General features: G+C 66.9%; 22 protein-coding genes and 1 pseudogene. 10 read left to right on the plus strand and 13 right to left on the minus strand.

Going from position 1 to position 23,464, the window contains the following annotated elements; all coding sequences use genetic code 11:
• Positions 1 to 41: 41 nt before the first annotated feature.
• Positions 42 to 398 carry a GntR family transcriptional regulator gene (locus tag JF66_RS12695; protein ID WP_035878633.1) on the minus strand — a complete coding sequence of 119 codons (357 nt, stop codon included), beginning with the start codon at positions 396 to 398 and terminating at the stop codon, positions 42 to 44.
• Positions 395 to 1,333, minus strand: coding sequence for a hypothetical protein (locus JF66_RS12700; RefSeq protein ID WP_035878636.1), 939 nt, complete (start codon positions 1,331 to 1,333; stop codon positions 395 to 397). The genes JF66_RS12695 and JF66_RS12700 overlap by 4 nt, the downstream gene beginning before the upstream one ends.
• Before the next feature lie 232 nt (positions 1,334 to 1,565).
• Between JF66_RS12700 and hemB the strand changes: the two genes are divergently transcribed.
• The 3 genes from hemB to JF66_RS12715 all read left to right on the plus strand — a co-directional run bounded on the left by hemB (position 1,566) and on the right by JF66_RS12715 (position 4,351).
• Entirely contained in the window at positions 1,566 to 2,549 is a 984-nt protein-coding gene (gene hemB / locus JF66_RS12705; RefSeq protein WP_035878641.1) for a porphobilinogen synthase, read from the plus strand.
• Positions 2,546 to 3,862: a glutamate-1-semialdehyde 2,1-aminomutase gene (hemL, locus tag JF66_RS12710; RefSeq protein ID WP_035878645.1), complete on the plus strand. Its 1,317-nt coding sequence runs from the start codon at positions 2,546 to 2,548 to the stop codon at positions 3,860 to 3,862. The genes hemB and hemL overlap by 4 nt, the downstream gene beginning before the upstream one ends.
• A 135-nt stretch (positions 3,863 to 3,997) precedes the next feature.
• Positions 3,998 to 4,351: a hypothetical protein gene (locus JF66_RS12715; RefSeq protein ID WP_035878650.1), complete on the plus strand. Its 354-nt coding sequence runs from the start codon at positions 3,998 to 4,000 to the stop codon at positions 4,349 to 4,351.
• Positions 4,352 to 4,588: 237 nt separating this feature from the next.
• Here the strand turns inward: JF66_RS12715 and JF66_RS12720 are convergent, their stop codons facing one another.
• The 5 genes from JF66_RS12720 to JF66_RS12740 form a co-directional block, all read right to left on the minus strand.
• On the minus strand, positions 4,589 to 4,981 hold the full coding sequence (locus JF66_RS12720; protein ID WP_035878653.1) for a DUF1304 domain-containing protein: 393 nt from the start codon (positions 4,979 to 4,981) through the stop codon (positions 4,589 to 4,591).
• A 75-nt stretch (positions 4,982 to 5,056) separates the two neighbouring features.
• Entirely contained in the window at positions 5,057 to 5,899 is an 843-nt protein-coding gene (locus JF66_RS12725; protein ID WP_231556415.1) for an ABC transporter permease, read from the minus strand.
• Entirely contained in the window at positions 5,896 to 6,798 is a 903-nt protein-coding gene (locus tag JF66_RS12730) for an ATP-binding cassette domain-containing protein (protein WP_035878696.1), read from the minus strand. The genes JF66_RS12725 and JF66_RS12730 overlap by 4 nt, the downstream gene beginning before the upstream one ends.
• Positions 6,799 to 6,875: 77 nt before the next feature.
• Positions 6,876 to 8,093: a cysteine desulfurase-like protein gene (locus JF66_RS12735; protein ID WP_035878656.1), complete on the minus strand. Its 1,218-nt coding sequence runs from the start codon at positions 8,091 to 8,093 to the stop codon at positions 6,876 to 6,878.
• Between the two features lie 110 nt (positions 8,094 to 8,203).
• Entirely contained in the window at positions 8,204 to 9,100 is an 897-nt protein-coding gene (locus tag JF66_RS12740; protein WP_035878659.1) for a rhodanese-related sulfurtransferase, read from the minus strand.
• A 52-nt stretch (positions 9,101 to 9,152) separates the two neighbouring features.
• Between JF66_RS12740 and JF66_RS12745 the strand changes: the two genes are divergently transcribed.
• The 3 genes from JF66_RS12745 (at position 9,153) to JF66_RS12755 (ending at position 11,299) form a co-directional block, all read left to right on the plus strand.
• On the plus strand, positions 9,153 to 9,692 hold the full coding sequence (locus JF66_RS12745) for a YbhB/YbcL family Raf kinase inhibitor-like protein (RefSeq protein WP_035878662.1): 540 nt from the start codon (positions 9,153 to 9,155) through the stop codon (positions 9,690 to 9,692).
• Between the two features lie 120 nt (positions 9,693 to 9,812).
• A complete protein-coding gene (locus JF66_RS12750; protein WP_231556416.1) occupies positions 9,813 to 10,877 on the plus strand; it encodes an alpha/beta hydrolase in 1,065 nt (354 codons plus the stop codon).
• 17 nt (positions 10,878 to 10,894) lie between these two features.
• Positions 10,895 to 11,299 (plus strand): DUF2809 domain-containing protein, encoded by a 405-nt coding sequence (locus tag JF66_RS12755; RefSeq protein ID WP_197059408.1) that lies wholly within the window; start codon positions 10,895 to 10,897, stop codon positions 11,297 to 11,299.
• Here the strand turns inward: JF66_RS12755 and JF66_RS12760 are convergent.
• Complete coding sequence (locus tag JF66_RS12760) at positions 11,296 to 11,934, minus strand: LysE family translocator (protein WP_035878667.1); 639 nt, start codon at positions 11,932 to 11,934, stop codon at positions 11,296 to 11,298. The two genes, JF66_RS12755 and JF66_RS12760, sit on opposite strands and share 4 nt — an antisense overlap.
• 82 nt (positions 11,935 to 12,016) lie before the next feature.
• Here JF66_RS12760 and JF66_RS12765 point away from each other — a divergent pair.
• The 3 genes and pseudogenes from JF66_RS12765 to JF66_RS12775 all read left to right on the plus strand — a co-directional run.
• Positions 12,017 to 13,543, plus strand: a pseudogene (locus tag JF66_RS12765) (MmgE/PrpD family protein); the annotation flags it as partial.
• 40 nt (positions 13,544 to 13,583) lie between these two features.
• Positions 13,584 to 14,714 carry a bifunctional 2-methylcitrate synthase/citrate synthase gene (locus JF66_RS12770; RefSeq protein ID WP_035878672.1) on the plus strand — a complete coding sequence of 377 codons (1,131 nt, stop codon included), beginning with the start codon at positions 13,584 to 13,586 and terminating at the stop codon, positions 14,712 to 14,714.
• 238 nt (positions 14,715 to 14,952) lie between these two features.
• Positions 14,953 to 15,513, plus strand: a complete 561-nt coding sequence (locus tag JF66_RS12775; RefSeq protein ID WP_035878677.1) for a thioesterase family protein — start codon at positions 14,953 to 14,955, stop codon at positions 15,511 to 15,513.
• A gap of 80 nt (positions 15,514 to 15,593) precedes the next feature.
• Here JF66_RS12775 and JF66_RS12780 read toward each other — a convergent pair whose 3' ends face one another.
• The 5 genes from JF66_RS12780 to JF66_RS12795 all read right to left on the minus strand — a co-directional run bounded on the left by JF66_RS12780 (position 15,594) and on the right by JF66_RS12795 (position 21,159).
• The gene (locus JF66_RS12780) at positions 15,594 to 16,103 is read right to left on the minus strand and encodes an SRPBCC domain-containing protein (RefSeq protein ID WP_035878681.1); all 510 of its coding nucleotides are present in this window, start codon (positions 16,101 to 16,103) and stop codon (positions 15,594 to 15,596) included.
• Positions 16,104 to 16,199: 96 nt separating this feature from the next.
• The gene (locus JF66_RS12785) at positions 16,200 to 17,759 is read right to left on the minus strand and encodes an NAD(P)/FAD-dependent oxidoreductase (protein ID WP_035878684.1); all 1,560 of its coding nucleotides are present in this window, start codon (positions 17,757 to 17,759) and stop codon (positions 16,200 to 16,202) included.
• A 353-nt stretch (positions 17,760 to 18,112) separates the two neighbouring features.
• Complete coding sequence (locus JF66_RS12790; RefSeq protein WP_035878687.1) at positions 18,113 to 20,464, minus strand: arylsulfatase; 2,352 nt, start codon at positions 20,462 to 20,464, stop codon at positions 18,113 to 18,115.
• Positions 20,465 to 20,561: 97 nt separating this feature from the next.
• On the minus strand, positions 20,562 to 20,711 hold the full coding sequence (locus JF66_RS23025) for a hypothetical protein (RefSeq protein ID WP_156109782.1): 150 nt from the start codon (positions 20,709 to 20,711) through the stop codon (positions 20,562 to 20,564).
• Between the two features lies 1 nt (position 20,712).
• Entirely contained in the window at positions 20,713 to 21,159 is a 447-nt protein-coding gene (locus tag JF66_RS12795) for a DUF6325 family protein (RefSeq protein WP_035878688.1), read from the minus strand.
• Positions 21,160 to 21,404: 245 nt separating this feature from the next.
• Here JF66_RS12795 and JF66_RS12800 point away from each other — a divergent pair, with 245 nt between their 5' ends.
• Positions 21,405 to 23,312, plus strand: a complete 1,908-nt coding sequence (locus tag JF66_RS12800) for a choice-of-anchor I family protein (RefSeq protein ID WP_197059409.1) — start codon at positions 21,405 to 21,407, stop codon at positions 23,310 to 23,312.
• Positions 23,313 to 23,464: the final 152 nt, after the last annotated feature.

Genomic DNA, 23,464 nt, shown 5'->3' on the forward strand with positions numbered 1-23,464 from the left:
ATGTGGCGTGCCCGACACGGTGTGATGAAGGGTCGCTGCTGTCACACTTTTCGGTTCCAGGCTGCTTCAATTGCGTTCAGAACGTCTGCGAGCTCGACGTGGTCGCGGGGAATCATGCTGACAAGTTCGGCAGTTGTTCGATCGAGGTCGAACGCTGCGGTCTGGTCATGGCGAACGACGGTTCCTTGGGAACGTCGAGTCTCGACGAGACCCGCCTCCTCAAGCTCGCGGTACGCGCGCGCCGCTGTTCCCACTGCCACGTGCAGGTCGCCGGCGATTTGGCGCACGGTGGGCAATCTGTGACCACCCGCGAGTCTGCCCGAGGTTATTTCCGCCGCCAGTGCGGCTCGGATCTGTTCGAAAGGCGGGGTCGGATCATCGGCGTCGACAGTGATCATGACACGAGTTCCGATTGCGGAGCGGCTGTACGAGGCAGTTTGATCGCGCCGATGACGGCGAGCAGCGCAAGAACGAGGCCGTAGATCAACGCCGCCGTTGCCACCCCCAGCAGCACCACGCCGAGCACGTGTAGCGTCGCGGCAGCGTTCGCGTCGAGGCCGGTCTTGAGAACGGGCGCGTTGATGAACGGAAGGGATGCAGTTCCCAGGAGAAGACCGACCGTGAGAGCCAGTGGTGCGCTGGCGACTCGAAAAACAAGGCGGACTCCGCCTCGCCGTAGCGCCGTGTCAGCGGCGCTCAGTTCCGCCCATGCAGTGGCCGGGGCGTCAACGACGCGGCGCAGCGCCAGAACGGAGGCGAGAACCAGGACGGCAGTGAACGCCAGCACGGGGAGCGCAAACATCCACCCGGGAAACAGATAGGGCCCGCCCGCTGTGCAGTCGGCCGGAAACAGAGCGGTGCACAGCGAGCGACCATCCGGTGCGGATTTAGAGAGCAGCCCTCCGCCCACGGCCACAAGGGCGGTCATGCCGACGACGACACCGAACCTCGCCCGTTGGCCTGACGACGAATAGTCGCTCAGGGTGCGCGGCCGCACGCTGCTGGTGCGCCGTCGAAGAGCACCATCGATCGTCGGCGTGGGCATGAGCGTGAATGCTAAGAGGCCTGCCGCGGCGGCCGCGAGCGGCCCGAGGAAGAACGGGATCAGCTCAAGAAGCGGATTGTCAATGTGGATCAGGATTGCGACGGCGAAGACCACGAGCGCGGTGGAGACCGCAATCGCGGACCGCAGCGCGCTCACCCGCCGCGCACGCACAAGTGGCTGCGGTTGTCCGCGCTGTCCCGAGATTGTTACTCCGGCGAACACTGCCGTGAGCACGAACAGGATTCCCACCAGTCCCAATGACATCTCTGCAAGCCCAATGTTCTCCACATTTCCTCCTTGTGTCAACTTGACGCTACAAGCGGATTGACGTTTGTGTCAAGTGATTGCGACAAGGTGGTGTGCGCCTCCCGCGGCTGGGATTGCCGCCAAGCCGGAAACGTTCGATCGTCGCTCGGCGGCTCGGCGGCCACGAGCTAAGCAGTGGGAGACATCGACTGGCTCGACCCCGCGGCGTTCGCGGGCGCAGGAGGCGTGCAGGGTGGCGGCGTAGGGTTAGGGCGTGAGTAACCCCGTTATCCGCCCGCGACGCCTGCGCACCACTCCCGCGCTCCGTCGCCTGGCGAGCGAAATCCGTGTCCACCCCGCCGAACTCGTTCTTCCCATGTTCGTGCGGGAGGGCGACGCGACCATGCCGATCCAGTCGATGCCCGGTGTGGTGCAGCACAGCATCGACAGCGCGCGCCGTGCTGTCGTGGCGGCTGCGGAAGCAGGAATCGGCGGCGTGATGCTCTTCGGCGTACCCGAGGTTCGAGACGCGACCGGAACCGGGGCGACCGATCCCCAGGGGATTCTCAACCTGGCCACGCGCGCCCTCGTCGACGAAATCGGCGACGCCCTCGTGGTGCAGACCGACCTCTGCCTCGACGAATTCACCGACCACGGCCACTGCGGCGTGCTTGCCGCCGACGGCCGCGTCGACAACGACGCCACCCTGCTGCGCTACCAGGACATGGCCCTCGCCCAGGCCAACGCCGGTTCCGCACTCCTTGGCCTCAGCGGCATGATGGACGGTCAGGTCGCTGCCGTGCGGGAGACCCTGGACGCTGCCGGTTTCGAAGACACCGCCGTGCTCGCCTACTCGGCGAAGTACGCATCCGCTTACTACGGTCCCTTCCGCGAGGCCGTGGCCTCGACCCTCACCGGCAACCGTCGCACCTACCAGCTCGACCCCGCCAATCGACGCGAGGGCGTGCGCGAGGCGCAGATCGACATCGACGAGGGCGCCGACATCGTGATGGTCAAGCCTGCCGGCAGCTACCTCGATGTGCTCGCCGAGGTAGCCGGAATGAGCCCGGTTCCCGTGTGGGCCTATCAGGTCTCCGGCGAATATTCCATGATCGAGGCCGCTGCAGCACAGGGCTGGATCGACCGCCGCCGCGCCGTCGAAGAGTCCGTGCTCAGCATCCGTCGGGCCGGCGCAGACGCCGTGCTCACCTACTGGGCCGTAGAGCTCGCTACCTGGCTGAATGAGGAACGCGCATGACGCACAACGACGAACTTTTTGCCCGTGCCCAGCAGGCCATCCCCGGCGGCGTGAACTCGCCTGTGCGGGCGTTCCGCTCCGTGGGCGGCACCCCGCTGTTTCTCGTGAAGGCGCAGGGCGCCTACGTAACGGATGCCGACGGCCGCGACTATGTCGACCTCGTGAGCTCCTGGGGCCCCGCGATTCTCGGGCATGCCCACCCCGGCGTTGTGAAGGCAGTGCAGGACGCGGCGGCCCTCGGGCTGTCGTTCGGCGCGTCCACTCCGGCCGAGACCGAACTCGCCGAACTCGTGAAGGAACGTGTCGGCGCCGTAGAGAAGCTTCGCCTGGTCTCCACCGGCACCGAGGCCACCATGACGGCCATCCGCCTCGCCCGCGGGTTCACCAATCGTGATCTGCTGATCAAGTTCGCCGGGCACTACCACGGCCACTCCGACGGGCTGCTGGCAGAGGCCGGATCGGGCCTCGCCACTCTGGCCCTGCCCGGCTCGGCAGGCGTGACCGCCGCCACCGCCGCGCAGACGCTCGTGCTGCCGTACAACGACATCGATGCCGTGCGTGCGGCCTTCGAGGCGCATCCCGGGCGCATCGCCGCGGTGATCACCGAGGCCGCCGCCGCCAACATGGGCGTCGTCGCGCCTGACCGCGGCTTCAACGCCGCCCTCGCCGCACTCGTGCACGACGAAGGTGCCCTCCTCATCATGGACGAGGTCCTCACCGGCTTCCGGGTGGGACCGGCCGGCTATTGGGGACTCGAGAACCCCACGGATGCTCTGTACAAGCCCGACCTGCTCGCCTTCGGCAAGATCATCGGCGGCGGCCTGCCCGTGGCAGCCCTCGGTGGCCGCGCCGACGTGATGGATTACCTCGCTCCGCTCGGGCCGGTGTACCAGGCCGGAACGCTCTCGGGTAATCCGGTCGCTGTGGCGGCCGGCCTGGCCACCCTCAAGGCCCTCGACTCCGCCGTATACGAACATGTCGACGCGACGTCGCTCCTGTTGTCGGAGGCCGTTTCGGCCTCTCTGGCGGCAGAGGGCGTCGCCCACAGCGTGCAGCGTGCCGGCAATCTCTTCAGCTTCGTGTTCGGCGAGGAGGCGCAGGCCACCCCGCCGCGCACCTACGCCGAGGTACAGCGGCAGGAAACGTTCCGCTACGGACCGTTCTTCCACGCCATGCTCGACGGCGGCGTCTCCCTGCCGCCCTCGGTGTTCGAGGCCTGGTTCGTGTCGAACGCCCACGACGAGACCGCCCTCGGGCGCATCTTCGAGGTGCTTCCGGCCGCGGCCAAGGCAGCCGCAGCCGCGACCGCCTGACACGCGCGCCGCATGCGCGCCCCCGCTGCGGCACCGCGGCGCGAGAGCGGCGCCCGCATAACGTTCCTCACGCAATTACGCGGTTCGGACCATTCTCGAGCAACGGATGCTCGTCTGAGAGGGCACACTAGACCTATGGCTTCATTGAGTGTTCACCCCGATCGGCTTGAGATCCATCTGACCCGCGCCGAAAGAACGTTTGCGGTGCGGCGGGACTCCATCGTCGTGCAGCGCGAGAACATTCGCTCCGTGATCATCGCGGAGGATCCGTGGATCTGGCTGCGCGGTATCCGCTCGCCCGGCACCTTCATACCGCTCGTGCTCGCGGCCGGTACCTGGAAGTTCCATGGTGGCAAAGACTTTGTCGCGATCAAGCGCCAGCGTCAGGCCGTCGTGATCGACCTCGTGGACGAGGAATTCTCCCGCCTCATCCTCACGAGCCAGCACGCACCCGACCTGATCGCATCGCTCAAGCTCCCCGCCGTCTGACCATAATCTCGACGGGCTCGATCCAAGCGCTGGTGGCGGTGCTCGCGGCGCGAGCCGGGCCTGAGGATCACCTTGCGCGGTCTCGAGACACGCCGCAGACGGCGTTCCTCGACCAGCGGGGGTGGCGGTGCTCGCGGCGCGAGCCGGGCCTGAGGATCGGCTTGCGCGGTCTCGAGACACGCCGCAGACGGCGTTCCTCGACCAGCGGGGGTGGCGGTGCTCGCGGAGTGCGGGCTGCTAGGCGGAGACCAGCGCGACGATGAAGAGAACGAAGCCGACCAGTGGGAGTGTGCCCTGAATCAGCGCCGCGCGTGTGTGCTGGGGGCCGGTCGCGCGCAACACGATCGCGGCCAACACCATGCAGGCCGTCGTGAACAGGATGAGCGTCACGCCCGGTATCTGCAGCCCGCCGAACAGCAGGCCGACGCCGAAGACGGCGCCGACGCCGAGGAACAGATTGTAGAAGCCCTGGTTGAAGGCCATCGGCTTGATCGCGTCGGCCGTCTTCTGGTCCGCTACGCCGAAGCGCTTCCAGATCTGCGGACGGGACCACCAGAAGCTCTCCATGAAGAAGATGAACCCGTGCAGCAATGCGGCGAGCATGACGAAGAAAGCAGCGATGGTGGCCATGGGGTCAGCATATCGAGACACCGGCGCCCGGCAGACGTCTCTCGGGCTGAGACGCTCGTGGTGACGCGATGCGGACTACGTGACGTCCTTTTTCCAGCTCACGAAGTACCCTCCCACGGTGAAGACCACCGCGTAGCCGAGCAGCACGAGACCGCCCTGCCACCACTCGAGCATGGAAGCGCCTGATCCCACCGGGCCCATCAGCGAATAGAAACTCGAACCGACGAGGGCGTCCGAGGCCGCGCCCGGCAGGTACCTGCCGATGTTCGCCGTCACGTCGATGAACATGGCCGCGAGGCGCAGCAGCGGCTCGATGAACTGGGTGAATGCGAGCACGATGACGATCGCCGCGACCTGGCTGGGCACGAGCACGCCGAGCCCGACACCGACGATCGCCCACAGAGCCATAGCGAGCACGAGCCGGCCCACGAGCGCCCACGTATCGCTCTCACCGAGCAGCGGGTCGATATCGAAGGCTGCCATCGTGAGGGCGCCGGTTCCGACGGATGCCAGCACCGCGACGACGCCGAAGAGCGCACCCATCACGAACAGGGCGATCGACTTGGCACCGAGAACGCTGCCCCGACGAGGATTGGCGAGGAAGGTGGGGGTGAGGGTCTGGTGCCGTACCTCGCCCGTGGTGGCGAGTGCTCCGATGAGAATCGGGAACACATAGCCGAGGGTGGCGCCGAAGCTGTAGATGAGCGGCTGGAGGTCGCCGGGCGCGGGTGTTCCGCCGCTGCCGGTGTTGGCCATAGTGGCCGGGATGGCGCCGGTGGAGATGCCGCCGAAGAGGGCGGCGAGGCCGCTCGCGAGCAGGGCGACATAGGCGAACATGACGAGCAGCAGGATCCACCACATGCGGGTGGTCAGGATCTTGACGAATTCGGCGGCGATGCTGCGGAAGAGAACACTCACAGGGACCGCCCCCCGCCCACGAGCGTCAGGAACGACTCTTCCAGGCCGGCCTTCTGCCGATGCAGCACGCTCAGTTCCACGCCGGCCGCGAAGGCCACGTGCCCGACCTGACCAGGGTCGGCTGCCGCGGCGAGCAGGCCGGTGCGCCCGGCCACGAAGGTGATGCCGGCGGCGGTGAGGGCGGATGCGAGCGCCTCACGGTCGGGGGAGTCCACAACCACCTGCGGGGCGACATCCGTGTCGAGGCTCGAGAGCGGGCCGAGGTGCACGAGCTCACCGCGGGCGATGATCACCACATCATCGACGCTCTGCTGCACCTCGGAGAGCAGATGTGAGCTCACGAGCACCGTGCGGCCCTCGCCGGCCATCTGGCGCAGGAAGCCGCGGATCCACTTGATGCCCTCGGGGTCGAGACCATTGATGGGCTCATCGAGCACGAGCGCCCCCGGATCGCCGAGCAGCGCGTAGGCCAGACCGAGTCGTTGGCGCATGCCGAGCGAGTACCCGCCCACCCGCTGGGTGGCGTGCTCGCCGAGCCCCACGAGTGTGAGCACCTCCATCACTCGGGTGCGGGGGAGGCCGGCCGCGATGGCGTACACGTCGAGGTGGCTGCGAGCCGTGCGGCCGGGGTGGAAGCTCGCCGCTTCGAGGGCGGCACCCACGGTGCGCAGCGGATCTGGCAGGTCACGATACGGCAGCCCACCGAAGGTCGCGGTGCCCCTCGTGGGCGTGACGAGGCCGAGCAGCATGCGGAGGCTCGTCGTCTTGCCGGCCCCGTTGGGGCCGAGGAACCCGGTGACCCGGCCCGGCGTGACGGTGAAGGACAGGTCGTTGACGGCGGTGGTGGTGCCGAACACCTTCGTGATGCTGCTGAATTCGATGACTTGGCCGGATGGCATCCGCGTCCCTTCAATCGGTGACACCAGCATATTGCCATCCGGCCAATTTGTGACCCTTTTGAGGGCCGATCAGCCTTTTATGAACGAACGAATTCCTCAAGTGCGACGAGCAGACGTTCCACGTCACCGGCGGTGTTGTACGGGGCCAGCCCAATGCGCAGACCGCCCTCGTCGCCGAGCCCGAGGTGGCGGCTGGCCTCGATCGCGTAGAACGATCCCGAGGGGGCCAGAATCTTGCGGTCGAACAGCAGCTGCGATGCCGCAGCCGCGCTTCTGCCCGCGAAGGTGAGCAGCAGCGTGGGCGTGCGTTCGGCGGCTCGCGACCACACGGTCACGTCCGGCAGCTCGGCCAGGCGGGATTCCAGCAGGGTGAGCAGCTGCTTCTCGTGCTGTTCGAGGGCGAGCGAGGACCGTACGAGCGATTCACGTCGGGTGGGCGGCGTGGCGGCGGGGTCGGCCGGTACGAGTGCGGCGAGAAAATCGATCGCGGCCGTGACACCGGCCAGCATCTCGTAGGGGAGGGTGCCGAATTCGAAACGCTCGGGTACTGCGTCTGTTGAGGGCAGCAGTTTGTCGGGGTGGATCGTGTCGAGCAGCTCGGGGGAGGCCGCCAGCACCCCGCAGTGCGGGCCGAGGAACTTGTAGGGAGAGCACACGAAGAAGTCCGCGCCCAGTGCCTGCAGATCAACGCTCGCATGCGGCACGTAGTGCACGCCGTCCACCCAGAGCAGCGCGCCGACGCCGTGGGTGACGGTGGCGATCTCGGCGATCGGCGGGCGGGTTCCGATCAGGTTGCTCGCCGCGGTGACGGCCACGAGCTGGGTGTTGTCGTTGACCTGGGCGGCAACGGCCTCGGCCGACAGCTCACCGGTCTCTGGATCGAAGTCCACCCAGCGCACGGTGGCGCCGGTGCGCTCCGCGGCCTGCACCCAGGGACGGATGTTGGAGTCGTGGTCGAGCCTCGTGACCACGATCTCGTCACCAGGCCCCCAGCCGTGGGAGAGGTGGTGGGAGAAATCGTAGGTGAGAGCGGTGGCGCTTCGCCCGTACACGATTCCCTGCGGGTCGGTGTTCAGCAGGTCGCCGCACGCGTTCCGAAAACCGGTGACGGCGTCATCCGCATTGCGCTCGGGAAGGCTGCGCGTGCCGCGGTTGGACAGTGGCCGGGTCAGGGTGAGGGCAATGGCCGCGCCGACCTGACGGGGGGTCTGCGTACCGCCCGGGCCGTCGAAATGGGCCAGGCCGGTGGCGAGTGCGGGAAAGTGGGAGCGGACAGCCGGTGCGTTGTAGGTCACCCCAGCATCCAATCACAGCCCACGCACGCTCGCCGCCGCCGGCGCATCCGTTCTGCTGCCGACAGCGGCTCGGGCACCCGCGGGGCGGGTTTTGGGCGAGTGACGGGCGGTCAGGCGTGCAGCGCGCATGCGGGCGCGGCGAGGGCCACGCAGGGCTCGCATACGACGAGCTGCTCACGGCACGATTCCTCCCGGCAGTTGAGCATGTGGCGGGTGGGCTCGCCGCAGACGAGGCACTGCCCGAGCACGGCGGTGTGGTCGCTGAAATTGATGGACATCCGCTGGTCGAACACGTACAGGGAGCCGTCCCAGAGCCCGTCGTCACCGTACGCCTCGCCGTACCGGGCGATGCCGCCCTCAAGCTGGTAGACCTCACCGAAGCCGCGCGACGCCATCAGGCCGCTCAGCACTTCGCAGCGGATGCCTCCGGTGCAGTAGGTGACAACCGGCTTGTCCTTGAGGTGGTCGTATTTTCCGCTGTCGAGTTCCGCCACAAATTCCCGGGTGTTGGACACGTCGGGCACGACGGCATTGCGGAACCGACCGATCTCCGCTTCGAAGGCATTGCGGCCGTCGAAGAACACCACCTCGTCCCCGCGCTCGGCCACGAGTTCATGAAGCGCCGCGGGATCGAGCCGGGTTCCCCCGCCGACGACGCCGTCGGCATCCACGGTCAGCTCACCGGGCGCGCCGAAGCTCACGATTTCGTCGCGCACCTTCACCACGAGCTTCGGGAAGTCGAGGCTGAGACCAGCGGGATCCAGGGCGGTGCCCTCGCTCCATTTGAAGTCGATGTGCCGGAAGGCCGGGTAGTCGTGGGTCTTGCGAATGTAGCGTTTCAGCGCCTTCAGGTCTCCGCCGAGCGTGCCGTTCAGGCCGTCGGCGGAGATGATGATGCGGCCGCGCAGGCCGAGGGACTCGCACAGGTCGCGCTGCCAGAGGCGGACCGCGTCCGGGTCGGCAAGGGGCGTGAAGACGTAGTAGAGAAGGATCTTCGGAATGGCCACCCAGCTATTTTACGCGCGGGGGGCCTAGGCTCTGATCAACGATTGGAAGCCCATGACTCAGGACCCCCTCGCCCGATTCGGCGCCGTGCCGCAGTTCACTCTCACGAGCAGCGATATGACCGATGGCCAGCCGCTCTTCGCCCCGCAATACGGCGCGGAGTCCGGCGGAGAAGACCGCTCGCCCGAGCTCTCCTGGTCGGGGTTCCCCTCCGGCACGAAGAGCTTCGCGGTGACGATGTATGACCCGGATGCCCCCACCGGCTCCGGCTTCTGGCATTGGGCGGTCTGCAACCTGCCGACATCCGTCACGTCCCTTGACGCCGGCGCGGGCGCCCTCGGCAGCGCGGCACTGCCGGCAGACGCCCTCACCCTGCCCAACGAGACGCGCCAGAGCGCGTTCGTCGGCGCCGGGCCGCCTCCCGGAACCGGTACGCATCGCTACCAGTTCATCGTGCACGCGGTTGATGTGGAACGACTCGAACTCGACCCGCACTCCACACCGGCCGTGCTGGGCTTCAACCTGCACTTCCACACTCTGGCCCGTGCGGTTCTTGAGGCCACCGGAGTCGCCGGCGGAGCCGCCGCCCGGTAACGGCCGTTCGGCACTCGGCGCAGCATGCCCGGTGCCATGTGTCCCCCAAATGGGGGTATTCACAGGGTATAGGGGGGTCCCTCCCAGCGCGCCCACACGCTGCGGAGTTAATCTCAGTCGGTGAGAAATACCCGCAATTCCGCCAAGGAAACCGGCCTCTCCCGGGTTCCGGTCTGGGCGTGGCGGGCTTTGATGCTCCGCCTGCCCGAAAACGCGGCCAGCCGCACTCGGGCGACGTCGATCGATGCGGTGGAGTACCACCTCGATATCGACTACGCGGGTGACGGCAAGCGTGGCCATCGCCTTGACGTGATGGTGCCTCACGACGCTCAGGGGTCCCTTCCCGTGTACATCTATTTTCACGGCGGTGGCTGGACCTCGGGCGATAAGGCCCCACTTACCAGGTACTGTGCGAGCCAGGCCCTGGAGGGCATGGTGGTGGTCAACGCCAACTACCGGATGGCTCCGGGAGCGCAGCTGTCCCACATGATGCAGGATGGAAATCACGTGCTCGATTGGGTCGTGAGCACCATTGCGGATTTCGGGGGCGACCCCTCCCGTATCGTGCTCGGTGGCGACTCGGCCGGCGGGCACATTGCGGCCCTGCTGACCGCATCGGCCTTCCATCCTGAGCTGGCCAAGCATTACGGCATCGAGCCGCACGTCGACCGCACGAACCTGCTCGGCCTCGTTCAGCACTGCAGCATCGCGGACTTCTCGGTGATGTTCGAGCGAGGCTTCGTGCTGAGCCTCAATTTTCTGCGGATGCTGTTACCGGAGAATGGACGCGGACTGCACCTGCGCAGCGCCGCTCGCTTCATGTCGCCGATCGAATGGCTCGACAGCGGTTTTCCGCCGGTGTTCATCACGACGTCCGAGCGTGACTACTTCTATCGTGCGAACCTCAACTTCATTGCTGCCCTGCGCAACAAGGCGATCAGTGTCGACACTCTGATCTACGCCCGCAACCGAGTGAACACCCGCCACACCTGGCAGCAGGAGTCGAAGCATCCGGAGTCTCAGGAGGTCTACCGCCGTCTCGGCGACTTCGTGCGCCGGGTTGCCCCGCGCCCCGTGGCGGCAGTGGCGGCCGTGGTTGCTGTGCTTCCCGCGCTCGTGGTCGAGAAGCTTGCCTCGAGCGGAGTCGCTACGGTTCTTCCCCGGCTCGTACCCCGCACGCTGTAGCCCGGTAGGGTTCACGTGTGGAACGTGGACAAGCGGATGAGCGAGTGATGCGACGCCGCTGGGTGCTCTGTGCCGCGGGAGGGCTCGTGGTCGCGACCGGCCTCGGCGTGCACTTCCTGGCCGACGGCGTGCTGGCAGGACTCGTGGCCGACGCCCTGTACGCGGTTCTGGTGTACCTCCTTGTGGCGTTCGTCGTGCCGCGGGCGTCCCCGGCGCGCATCGCGGTGACCGCCGCCGCGCTCTGCGCGCTCATCGAGCTGTTCCAGCTCTCCGGTGTGCCGAGCCTTCTCGCCGAGCGTTGGGCGCCGATCGCCCTCGTGCTCGGAACGACCTTCGGAGCCTGGGACCTTGTGGCGTATGCGGCCGGCGCGGCGCTCGCCGGAGTGATCGACCGGCTGGGGAATCGCTGGTCGAGGACCTAGCTCTGGGAGCCGGTCACAGCCAGGACGCCGCCGAGGCCGATCATCATGGCGCCGCCCGTTGCCGAGAGGGTCTCAATGCGCGTCGGCGACTTCGCGAACCAGTGTCGCGCCGCTCCGGCGGCCAGCGCCCAGGTGCTGTCGCCGATGAAGGCCAGCACGACGAACACCAGGCCGAGCGTCAGCAGCTGCAGAACAACCGATCCCGCCCCGTAGTCGACGAATTGCGGGAGCACGGCGACGAAGAACACAATCGCCTTTGGGTTGCTCACGCCCACGATGAAACCCTCGGCCAGCAGGCGGCGTCGCGACTTGGGCGTGACACTGCCTCCGGTTGCTCCCGCCGCCGAACGGCGGTGCCGGATGGCCTGGATGCCGAGGTACACGATGTATGCGGCGCCCGCGAACTTGATAATCGTGAACACGACCACGGACTGCGCCACGACCGCCCCGAGCCCCAGGGCGACCGCGAGGATCACCGGGATCAGGCCGAGGGAGTTTCCGGCCACGCTGAGAATTCCACCGCGGCGTCCGAGGGCAAGTGACCGTCCGATCACGAACAGCACGGTGGGCCCAGGCAGGGCGATCAGCGCGACGGATGCGAGCCCGAAAGCCAGCAAATGGGGGAGGGAAACCATACTGAATTTTAGGCCTTGTGAGGGGTTCTCCGGCACGAAAAATCCATGAACATTTTCAGCTTCAATCGAGTAGATTCTTTGTGTGAAGTTTCACGAGGTTCGTGTACATCGAAGTGACGAGCATCTCGCCCGAGAGGGGCAGCTCGCCTGGAAGATCGCTCAGGTCGCGACCGACCCGGTACCGGTCACTGCTGCGGTCGCCGAGATGGTGATCAACCGCATCATCGACAATGCCGCCGTGGCCGCGGCCTCGATTGTGCGCGATCCCGTGGTGGCAGCCCGGGCCCAGGCGCTCAGCCACCCGCGCTCGACCGGCGGCGACGGAGCCAACATCTTCGGAACGAATGCGGCCATCCGCGTCTCGCCGGAATGGGCGGCGTGGGCGAACGGCGTGGCTGTGCGGGAGCTTGACTTTCACGACACGTTCCTCGCCGCGGAGTACTCACACCCGGGCGACAACATCCCGCCGATCCTGGCTGTGGCCCAGCACCTCGCTGCCTCCCGGGGGCTGGGCGGCGTCGACCTGCTGCGCGGCATCGCCACGGGGTACGAGATTCAGATCGACCTCGTGAAGGCGATCAGCCTGCACGAGCACAAGATCGACCACGTCGCCCACCTGGGGCCGTCGGTCGCCGCGGGCATCGGCACCCTGCTCGGCCTCGACGAACAGACCATCTTTCAGGCCATCGGCCAGGCGCTGCACACCACAACGACCACGCGGCAGTCCCGTAAGGGAGAGATCTCCAGTTGGAAGGCCTACGCCCCCGCCTTCGCGGGCAAGCTGGCGATCGAGGCGATTGACAGGGCCATGCGTGGCCAGACGAGTCCCACGCCCATCTACGAGGGCGAAGACGGTGTGATCGCCTGGCTTCTGGGCGGTCGGGGTCGCGTGTACACGGTGGGACTCCCGGAGCGCGGTGAGGCCAAGCGGGCCATCCTCGACAGCTATACCAAGGAGCATTCGGCTGAGTATCAGGCGCAGGCGTGGATCGACCTCGCCCGCCGCCTGCACCGGGAGCACCCCGAGCTGGTTGCGAATACCGACACCGTGGCATCCGTCGTGCTGCATACCTCGCATCACACGCACGTGGTGATCGGCTCGGGGGCCCACGACCCGCAGAAGTACAACCCGGATGCGACCCGGGAAACCCTCGACCACTCCATTCCCTATATTTTCGCGGTGGCCCTGCAAGACGGCCACTGGCACCACGTCGACTCCTATAGCCCTGAGCGCGCGCATCGCCCAGACACCGTGGCGCTCTGGAACCGCGTCACGACGGTGGAAGATGCCGAATGGACGCGTCGCTACCACTCCCTGGACGTGAACGAAAAGGCCTTCGGCGGACGCGTGGTGATCACGCTCACCGACGGCGGCACCATCACCGATGAGATCGCGGTAGCGGATGCGCATCCGCTCGGGGCGAGGCCGTTCGGCCGCGACCAGTACGTGGCGAAGTTCCGCACTCTCGCTGCCGACGTACTCGAACCCGATGAAATCGACCGATTCCTGGATACCGCCCAGCGCTTGCCCGACCTCACCGGGCCGGAACTGCGCGGCCTCACCATCACCGCCCGACGTGGTCTCGTGCATCCGGCGACCGACCCTCAGGCTTATTCTGAGCCACCGTTGCACCGCCGAAGGGAGCATCATGAGCGACTCAGCCACCACCGAGCCTCGCATTTTCAAGGGGCTGGCGGGAGTGACCGTCGATGTCACGGCCATATCGATGGTGAATTCCGATACGAACTCTCTGCTTTATCGGGGCTATCCCGTTCAACAACTGGCGGCGCGTTGCAGCGTCGAGGAGGTGGCCCTGCTGCTCTGGGACGGCGAGCTGCCCAGCCCCGAGAGGCTGGCGGAGTTCGAGCTCGAGGAGCGTTCGAACCGGGCGCTCGCGGCCAACGTGCTGCGCGCGGTGGATGACCTGCCCCTGACCACGCACCCGATGGACGTCTGTCGCACCGCCGTGAGCGTCATGGGTGCCAACGACATGTTCGCCGGCAGCAACTCCCCGGCAAACAACCTGCGCAAGGCTCGGCACCTGTTCGCGCAGATGCCGGCAATCGTGGCGTACGACCAGCGCCGGCGGCACGGGCTGGAGCTCGTGGAACCGCGCGCCGACCTCGACTACACCGAGAACTTTCTGTACATGACCTTCGGCGAGGTGCCGGAGCCCGTCGTCGTCGATGCCTTCCGCATCTCACTCGTGCTCTACGCCGAGCACTCGTTCAACGCCTCCACCTTTGCCGCGCGCGTGATCGCCTCGACGCTCTCCGACATGCACTCGGCGGTCACCGGCGCCATCGGCGCCCTGAAGGGCCCCTTGCACGGCGGCGCCAACGAGGCGGTCATGTACACGTTCGACGAGATCGGAACGCCCGACCGGGTAGACACGTGGCTCGACGCGGCGCTCGCGAGCAAGCGCAAGGTGATGGGGTTCGGACACCGTGTGTACAAGCACGGCGATTCCCGGGTGCCCACCATGCGGTCGTCGATGGTGGCCATGCTCGAACATTTCGGCCGCCCCGACCTGCTGGAGATCTACATCAACCTCGAGGAGGCGATGGCCGCGCGCACGGGCATTCTGCCGAACGTGGACTATCCCACCGGCCCCGCGTACCACGTGATGGGGTTCGACACCGAGACCTTCACGCCGATCTTCGTGGCGGCGCGCATGATCGGCTGGACCGCGCACGTGTCGGAGCAGCTCGCCGCGAACGCGCTCATTCGCCCGCTGTCGGTGTACATCGGGGCGGCCCAGCGCGACGTGCCCGCCTAGAATCCGCGCCCCGCACCTCCTAATCCCGCCTCGCACTTCTTACTCCCGCCTCGTTGGTCGAGGCGCGAGGTACGAGCGATCGAGACCTGGCGAGACGATCCTCCCAGCCCGAGCCAGGTCTGAGGATCAACGCGCGGGGTCTCGATCTCGACATGCTCGATCCAAGCGCTCCTGTGTAGCGCCTCGACCAGCGGAGGTCCCGACGCGGGGACGGAGCCCGCGCCGATAGCATCGCAGGATGCACATGTTCTTTCGCACCCTTCTGCACGCCATGCTGTCGCGATTCGGCCCGAGGCTCGGTCACTACGACGTGGCGCGCACCCGGTTCATCACCTCGCCGACCGACCTCGATATTCTTCGCCATATGAACAACGGCGTCTACCTGTCGATCATGGACGTGGCCCGCTTCGATATGCTGCACCGCACCGGGGTCTGGAAGATCTTCGTGGCGCGTGGCTGGTACCCGGTGGTCGTCGCCGAGACGATCAGCTTTCGTAAGTCCCTCACGGTGGGGCAGCGGTTTACCGTGGAATCGCGCATCCTCGGGTTCGATACCAAGGCCGTCTATGTGGAGCAGCGATTCGTTCGACCGGATGCCTCGGGCGAACTCGAGATCTACGCGCACGGGTTCATCCGTGGTCGCTTTCTCAAGCGCACGGGCGGCGTGGTCCCCATCGAGGACCTGCTCGAGGCCGTGGGCATGCCCGAGGACGTCACCGTACCCGCCTGGCTGCTCGAGTGGAGCGACGACGTGGCCATGCCGGCCACGCGCGCTCCCGCACCGAGCATCTGGGAGTAGTCCCGCGCTTCCCGAAGTGAGTTCCCCGAAGTGAGTTCCCCGACGTGAACTTCTGGGAGTGAGCCAGTCGGTCGGGGCGCTCAGGTGGTGGTGCGGGCGGGCAGGATCAGGTCTTTGTAGGTCTGGGCCAGTGCCGGGTAATAGCTGTCCCAGGTGGGCATCGGGCGGCCCGTGCGGTAGGCGACGAGGCGGTCGAGGCAATAGTCCCAGCCCGGTCCGACGGTGGCGGCCTCGGCGGGATTGCGCAGGCGTTGGCCGAAGGTCACCGTTGTCATTCCGTTGCCCTCTGCGAGGTGGAACAGCGCCCGCCAGGCATCGTCGCCCTCACCGAAATCACCGAGAAACCGGTGCGGTGCGGCGCACTCCAGAATGCTCACGTACTGCCACTTGGCATCCGGCTCGGCCGACATGCGAAATTTGACGGCACCGGTGGCTGGGTTGCCGGTGAAGGTGCCGATCCATTTTTCCAATTCGGCCGGACGCGTCATGGACGCCCAGACATCATCCGGGATGGCCGTGAAGAGCCGGTCCATCATGAGGTACAGTCCGTCGTCGCGGTGAACGAGGCGTCCGGTGGCTGTGGCTGTCATGGTTCCTCCAAGCTGAGTGACACACGATCCTCCCCACAGGTTAGGCCCCTTTCCGCTCCACGGCCAGTAGCCGTTCTGCGCCATCCGTGCGGCGCGTCAGCCCTCCAGCACCGCCATCGCCGCGTTGTGCCCGCCGATGCCGCTCACACCGCCGCCGCGCCGGGCTCCGGCCCCGCACACCAGAATTCGCGGATGCGCGGTGGCCACGCCCCAACGCTCGGCCGGGGTCGCTCGTGGGGCGTCGTCTTCCAGAAATGGCCACGACAGAGGGCCGTGGAAGATATTGCCGCCCGGCAGGTTCAGCGCGAGCTCGAGGTCTCGGGTGGTCTTGGTTTCGATGCACGGGCGGCCCTCGGCATCCGTCATCAACAGGTCTTCGATCGGCTCGGCAAGCACCGAGTTGAGCGAGGTGAGCACGGCAGCCTGCAGGGTGTTGCGCAGGGAGTCGTTGTTCTCGGCGTGCACCCAACGATCGGGGGTGTGCAGGCCGAAGACGGTGAGGGTGTGCGCGCCGGCCTCGCGGAGTTCCGGGGAGAGGATGCTCGGGTCGGTGAGCGAATGGCAGTAGATCTCGCACGGCAGCAGGCCGCTCAGCCCTCCGTTGACAGCGGCGGCGAAGGCACCCTCGAGCTGGGAGTAGGTCTCGTTGATGTGGAACGTGCCTCCGAAGGCGGCGACGGGCGAGACCGACTCGTCGCGCAGCCGTGGCAGCCGGGACAGCAGCAGGTTCACCTTGACCTGGGCGCCCTCGGGCTTGGGCGCCTGGTCGGGGGCATCACCGAGCAACCCGGCCAGCACCCACGGCGCCACGTTGCTGAGTACATACTCAGCGGTCACCGTGTGCTGTTTCTCGGCCTGACCGTAGGTCACCTCACCGTCGGGCGTGATCGACGTGACCGTGGCGCCCGTCTCGAGGCGCGCGCCGGCCGCGTGCGCTGACTGCTCGAGCGCGCCGGAGACGGCCCCCATTCCGCCGATCGGCACATCCCAGTCGCCGGTCCCCTGACCGATCACGTGGTACAGGAAGCAGCGATTGGCGTCGAGGTCATGGCCATCGAGAGAAGCGAATGTTCCGATCAGGCCGTCGGTGGCCGCCACCCCGCGAGCGAGATCACTCGCGAACGTGCTCGTGATCACCTCACCCAACGGATGCTCGACGAACGCGTTCCAGGCATCGTCATCGGCCACGAGCCGGCGCGCCTCCGAGCGAGTGAGCAGTGGCTCGCAGACGGTCGGGAAGAGCACGCGGGCGAGCGTTCCGGTGCGGTCGTAGAAACTGTTCCACGGCTCAAAGTCGGCCGGGGCGACCCGCTCGAAGGAGGCGCGCGTGGCCTCGGGGTCGCCGTGGTCGACGAGCAGTCCCCGGGTGGGATCGCTCGGATCCGGTGTGTACGAGGAGTACCGACGTCGGGCGAGTTCTATGTCGAGTCCGAGCTCGTCACGGATGCGCTCGGGCAGCAGGCTCACGAGGTAGGAGTAGCGCGAGAGGCGGGCGCCCTGGCCGCTGAAGGCATCCGCCGACACCGCGGCACCGCCCACATGGTCGTCGCGCTCGAGCAACAGCACGGACTTGCCGGCCAGGGCAAGGTAGGCGGCCGCGGTGAGCCCGTTGTGCCCGCCGCCGACAATCACCACGTCGTAATCAGTTTCGGTCATGCCCCGAGCCTACGGACTGAGCGGGATCTGGCAACCGCAGCAGGGTCGCTGCCCGGAACGTCGCTGCCCGGAACGTCGCTGCCCGGAACGTCAGAGAACCGGAGCGTCACTGCCCGGAACGTCAGAGAACCGGAGCGTCACTGCCCGGAACGTCAGAGAACCGGAATCCCTGTGCGAACCAGTCCCTGTGCGAACCAGAGTCCCGATGAGAATCAGGTTCCGGGCGAGAATCAGGGTCCCGGCGAGAACCGGAGTTCGTGCGAAAACCGGAGAATGGTGCGACACGCCGTTCGGGGAGCCCGGCCCGAACGGCGTGTCGCGAGTGCACCGGTTTTATGCGCGGCCCATGCGGCTCACTGTCGGGCCAGATGCGCGCGCAGCTCGGCCTCGGGGTCGGTGATCAGGTCTCCGCTCACGTCGACGGTCACGCTGTGGAGCGTGCCGGTGAACCTGAACGGGCTGGCGTAATCGGTCGTGACCGGCGAGCCCGGGTTGGCCCCGCAGGTCAGTGCGCCCGGATTCAGGATGAAGGGCGTGGTGACCGGGGCCTCGCCGTTGGCCACCAGGGCGCCATCGACGTAGAGCTGCATCCGTCCCGGTGTGCCCTTGCCGTGGGGCATGTCGGGAGGACCCGTCGGCTCGAACTCGAACCGCAGGTCGGGCTTTCCCGGGGGCAGCAGCTCCGGAGAGGAGACCCCGTAGAGGGCTCGACCCACGTAGTTGTGCACGTAGTGGAGCTTGCCGTCCTTGACGAAGAACGAATACCCGCCGGCCGCCGATCCCTGGCAGAGCAACACTCCCTCGGCGCCCCGCGGCGGGATCTCGACGGAAGCCGCAATGCTGTGCGGGCGGTTGAGCACCCGCGGCCCCGCGAAGAACGGGATCGACTGGGTGTTCGGCCGGTAGGTGTAGCGGTCTCGGGGAAGAGCCACGAGTGGCTTTTCCCCAATCATCCTCGCCAGCCCGCTCCCGTCGACGGGCATCACGTTGTACTTGCCCGCCTCCACGTACCAGGTGGCGATCATGGCGATCAGGCGGTCACGATGTTCGACCGCGAGATTGTGGTTTTCCGCCGTGTCCTCCTCCACGTGGTAAAGCTCCCAGCCCGTGGCGTCGAGCTCGGAGAGCCGCTCCGACGTGATGGGCTCCCCGAAGGGCAGCCCGGCCTCGGCGAATGACGGGCCCGGCCACGGGCAGACCGCGCGCCACCCGTCGTGGTAGATGGCCCGATGGCCCAGCATCTCGAAGTACTGCGTGTGATGCTTGGTGGGGGCGGTCCCGTCATCGAGGGTCTGCGCAAAGCTCACCCCCTGCAGGGGAGATTGGGTGACGCCCCTGATCGTGGCGGGGGCCGGCATGCCGAGCAGATCCAGCAGGGTGGGCACCATGTCGATGATGTGTGCGTACTGATTGCGCACCTCACCCTTCGCCGTGATGCCCGCGGGCCAGGACACAATGAACGGGTCCGTCGACCCTCCCCGATAGGTTTCGCGCTTCCACCGTCGGAACGGGGTGTTACCCGCCCAGGTCCAGCCCCAGGGGTAGTGGTTGAAGTGGGCAGGGCCGCCGATCTCATCGATGACCTTGAGGCTGTCCTCGAGGGACTCCTGGGCGTTGTTGAAGAATTGGGCTTCATTGGTGGTGCCGGTCGGACCACCCTCAGCGCTCGCACCGTTATCGGAGACGACCATCACGATGGTGTTCTCCAGCAGGCCCTGCTCGCGCAGGAAGTCGAGCAGTCGGCCCAGGTGGTGGTCGGTGTGCTCCAGGAACCCGGCGAACACCTCCATCATGCGGCTGAAGAGCGTCTGCGCCTCGTCGCTGAGCCCCGACCAGTCGGGAACATCCGGGTCGTGGCGGGAAAGCTCTGCACCGGCGGGGAGGATCCCGAGCTCTTTCTGCCGGGCGAACACCGTCTCGCGGTACGCGTCCCATCCCTCGTCGAACTTTCCGGCGTATTTGTCTGCCCATTCCTTCGGCACGTGATGCGGCGCGTGCGTGGCGCCGAAGCAGAGGTGGAGGTGGAACGGCTTCGCGGGGTCGACCTGCTTGGCATCCGCGATGAACTGGATCGACTTGTCGATGAGATCTTCCGTGAGGTGGTAACCCTCCTCCGGTGTTTTCGGCGGGTCGACCTGATGGTTGTCGTACACGAGGTCGGGATACCACTGGCTGGTATCTCCGCCGAGGAACCCGTAGAAGCGCTCGAAGCCGCGCGCCAGAGGCCAGCGCGTGTAGGGGCCGGCAGCGGTCTCCTGATTGCTCGGGGTCAGGTGCCACTTGCCCACCATGAAGGTGTTGTAGCCGTTCTCGAGCAGGATTTCCGAGAGGAAACCGTTCTCAAACGGAATGACACCGTCGTACCCCGGATAGCCCGATGCGAGCTCCGTGATGGCGGCCATTCCGTTGCTGTGGTGATTGCGGCCCGTGACGATGCACGAGCGGCTCGGCGAACAGAGCGCGGTTGTGTGCATGTTGTTGTATCGAAGCCCGGTGGCAGCGAGCGCATCGAAATTCGGGGTGCTGATCGGGCTCCCGTAGCAGCCGAGCTGGCCGTATCCCGTGTCGTCCAACACGATCGTCAGCACGTTCGGGGCGTCTTGCCGAGCGCGGATCGGTGCCGGCCACGCCGGGGTCGACTCGTCGATGGTGCGGCCGATTTCGCCCGGGAAAGGGCTCCCGGCGTCGTATTCCACAATTCCCATGTGTTCCTCCTCGTGCATCAGGCCCAGGCGGTGCCGGGCGCTCTCACAGTGGTGTGGGACGGCTGCCGAGGCAGCCATCCCACGGTCGGAGCAAAGATCAGCGGCCGGCCCGGCGCCCGTCGCGTCGATCCCCCCGGCGACGCACGCCGTGGGCGACCACGGCGGCGGTTCCGACAGCGGCGGCCGTGCGGGCCACGGGTGCGCCCACGACTCCGGGGCGTCCTACTCTCCTGCGTGCAATGGGCATGTCAGAGTCCTTCCTCTTCTGTTTCTTCGACCGCTGCGAGCAGGGCCTGGGTGGGGATGCGGCCACTCGCCACGAGCTGGCCGCCGGCGTGCCGCACGGCGGATCCGAACGGCGCGGCCCACGCGTTCTCCCAGACGAGCAGGGCCGCGCTGCTGCCGGGTTCGATGGCTTCCGCCACCGCTTCCACGTCCTCCTCGCTGAGGAGCGTCGCGAGCTCTGCCTCGAAGCTGCGCAGTTCCCCGATCTCACCCTCGTCAAGGTCGGCGATCTCATGCACCTCGTAGGTGCCGTCCGCGTCTTTCTTGATGAACAGAAGGTCGAGAACGTTGATCAGCCCGCGTTCGACGAGTGACGTGAGTTCGGGTGCGATCGACCCGTTGAACGTGCTGCCCGGAAACTCCAACACGATCCAGTCGACCGGCCCCAGTTCGTCAATGTTCTCTGTCACTGCTCTTCCTCTCCGGTGGTGGCGCTCACGATGGTCCAAAGTTTTGGGCATCATATCCCCGCGCTCGCCATCGTGCTGGGATCGCCAGGGTTTGGGCAGGGGACAGCCCCTGTTCACCGGGAGGCCATGTTCGCCCCCTAAACAGGAGGGACAGAAACGGCTGGAAGAGCACCAGTTCGTACAGCACCAGTCCACACAGCACCAGTTCATACAGCACCAGTCCGTACAGCACCAAGGGGAACCGCATGAAAGCTTTCACACCGCGCCGTCCACGAACGGCACTGGCGCTGGGGCTGGGGGCGGTGCTCGCCTGCGGGCTGGCCGTGCCCGCGGCATCCGCTGCCATCGTCGACGCGCCCATCTCCTACTCGAGTGACACCGCTGCCCTGACCCTGTCGCCGCTCGGCAGCTACGAGACGGGCACCTTCGACGCCTCGGCGGCCGAGATCGTCACCTACTTCGGGGGTCGCCTCTTCGTCGTGAATGCCGCCCAGGGCGCCGTCGACGTGCTCTCGATCGAAGACCCCACGAGCCCCGCCAAGCTCTACTCCCTCGTCGCCGAGGACGCTGTCATTAGCGCCGGAGGGGTGGTTCCCGCCGGATCCACCGCCAACTCGGTGGCCGTGCGTGGCGACGGCCTCGGCGTGCTGGCGGTTGAATCGCCCACTAAGACGGATGCCGGCTGGCTCGTCTTCTTCGACGCCAACGCCGCGGCACCGACCGTTCTTGGGGCCGTCGAGGTGGGCGCGCTGCCCGATATGGTGAGCATCTCCGTGGACGGGACCTACGCGGTGTCGGCCAATGAGGGCGAGCCCAACGACGACTTCACCGTCGACCCCGAGGGCTCGGTCAGCATCGTCACCCTTCCCGCCGATCTTTCCGCACCGGCGCAGTCCGCCGTCAACTCGGCGAACTTCCACGACTTCGAGGCCGGGGGGAGCAAGCCGCTGCCCGCAGACGTGCGCATCTTCGGGCCGGACCTGGGCGGCAACAGAGTGTCTACCAACCTCGAGCCGGAGTACGTGGCCATCGACGCGAACGGACTCGTCGCCTACGTGGCGTTGCAGGAAGCGAATGCGGTCGCCGTCGTGGATCTCGCGTCCGCCGAGATCACCGACATCCTGCCCTTCGGCTTCCAGGACCACGGGGTCGAGGGCAACGGGATCGACGCCTCGGATCGCGACCCGGAGGACGCACCGACCGTCAACATCCGCACCTTCCCGGGACTCAAGGGTATGTACATGCCAGACGGCATCAACGCCTATTCCGCGAATGAGGCCACTTACCTGGTGACCGCGAACGAGGGCGACGCCCGGGAATGGGGCGATTACGTCGAAGGCGCCCGAGTCAAGGACCTGGGCGCCGACGGGCTGATGCCGGTCTGCGCCGACAGCCCCCTCGTCGGCCTCACCGGTGACGCCGACCTCGGCCGGCTGAACGTCACCACCGAGAACGGGCTCAACGCCGCCGGTACCTGCTACGAGGAGCTGTACTCCTTCGGATCACGTTCATTCTCGATCTGGAATACAGATGGAACGCAGACCTTCGACTCTGGGGATGACTTCGAACGCATCACCGCCGCTGCGAACCCCGCCTTCGTCAACTCGAACCACAGCGAGTCGAACCTCGAAGGGCGCAGCGACGACAAGGGCCCCGAGCCGGAGAACCTCGCGATCGGCGACGTGAACGGCCGTACGTATGCCTTCATCGGGCTTGAGCGCGTCGGCGGCATCATGGTCTACGACATCGAGGACCCCACCTCGGCAACGTTCGTCACCTACATCAACAACCGCAACTTCGCTGTGTCGATGGAAGACTCGGTCACGGCGGGTGCCGGCGCGACCGATCTGCCGCTGGCCGGTGACCTCGGTCCAGAGGGCGTGGCGTTCATCTCGGCGAGTGATTCGACAAGCGGCGTTCCGATGCTCGCGGTCGGGAACGAGGTTTCCGGAACCACGACGCTCTTCTCGATCGACTCCGTCGTCGCGGATGCAGCGCCCGGGGTCGACGGTGCCCTGGCCGCGACCGGTGCGGGCGATCAGCTCGCCGCGACCGGTGCAGAGCTTGCCCCTGCGGGGTTGTTGGCTACGCTTCTGCTGCTCGCGGGCGGCGTGTTGACGTTCATGTTCCGCCGCCGGGGCGCCCGCTCGTAGGGTTCCGAGGTTCCGCTGGTCGAGGCGCGACGAAGGAGCGATCGAGACCGCGTGATCCGGTCGTGGGACGTGGCGTGCGCTATGCGGAGTGTCTCGCGGTGGTCTCGATCGCTCGTGCCTCGCGCCTCGACCAGCGGGGTGGCTCGTGCCTC

It is taken from the genome of Cryobacterium sp. MLB-32, assembly GCF_000738085.1.
Lineage (GTDB): Bacteria > Actinomycetota > Actinomycetes > Actinomycetales > Microbacteriaceae > Cryobacterium.

What these genes read in the sequence shown, in the direction of transcription:
- JF66_RS12695 (WP_035878633.1), bottom strand. Translation starts at nt 398, where the DNA reads ATGATCACTGTCGACGCCGATGATCCGACCCCGCCTTTCGAACAGATC.
- hemL (WP_035878645.1), top strand. Translation starts at nt 2,546, where the DNA reads ATGACGCACAACGACGAACTTTTTGCCCGTGCCCAGCAGGCCATCCCC.
- JF66_RS12715 (WP_035878650.1), top strand. Translation starts at nt 3,998, where the DNA reads ATGGCTTCATTGAGTGTTCACCCCGATCGGCTTGAGATCCATCTGACC.
- JF66_RS12720 (WP_035878653.1), bottom strand. Translation starts at nt 4,981, where the DNA reads ATGGCCACCATCGCTGCTTTCTTCGTCATGCTCGCCGCATTGCTGCAC.
- JF66_RS12730 (WP_035878696.1), bottom strand. Translation starts at nt 6,798, where the DNA reads ATGCCATCCGGCCAAGTCATCGAATTCAGCAGCATCACGAAGGTGTTC.
- JF66_RS12745 (WP_035878662.1), top strand. Translation starts at nt 9,153, where the DNA reads ATGACTCAGGACCCCCTCGCCCGATTCGGCGCCGTGCCGCAGTTCACT.
- JF66_RS12760 (WP_035878667.1), bottom strand. Translation starts at nt 11,934, where the DNA reads ATGGTTTCCCTCCCCCATTTGCTGGCTTTCGGGCTCGCATCCGTCGCG.
- JF66_RS12770 (WP_035878672.1), top strand. Translation starts at nt 13,584, where the DNA reads ATGAGCGACTCAGCCACCACCGAGCCTCGCATTTTCAAGGGGCTGGCG.
- JF66_RS12775 (WP_035878677.1), top strand. Translation starts at nt 14,953, where the DNA reads ATGCACATGTTCTTTCGCACCCTTCTGCACGCCATGCTGTCGCGATTC.
- JF66_RS12780 (WP_035878681.1), bottom strand. Translation starts at nt 16,103, where the DNA reads ATGACAGCCACAGCCACCGGACGCCTCGTTCACCGCGACGACGGACTG.
- JF66_RS12785 (WP_035878684.1), bottom strand. Translation starts at nt 17,759, where the DNA reads ATGACCGAAACTGATTACGACGTGGTGATTGTCGGCGGCGGGCACAAC.
- JF66_RS12790 (WP_035878687.1), bottom strand. Translation starts at nt 20,464, where the DNA reads ATGGGAATTGTGGAATACGACGCCGGGAGCCCTTTCCCGGGCGAAATC.
- JF66_RS23025 (WP_156109782.1), bottom strand. Translation starts at nt 20,711, where the DNA reads ATGCCCATTGCACGCAGGAGAGTAGGACGCCCCGGAGTCGTGGGCGCA.
- JF66_RS12800 (WP_197059409.1), top strand. Translation starts at nt 21,405, where the DNA reads ATGAAAGCTTTCACACCGCGCCGTCCACGAACGGCACTGGCGCTGGGG.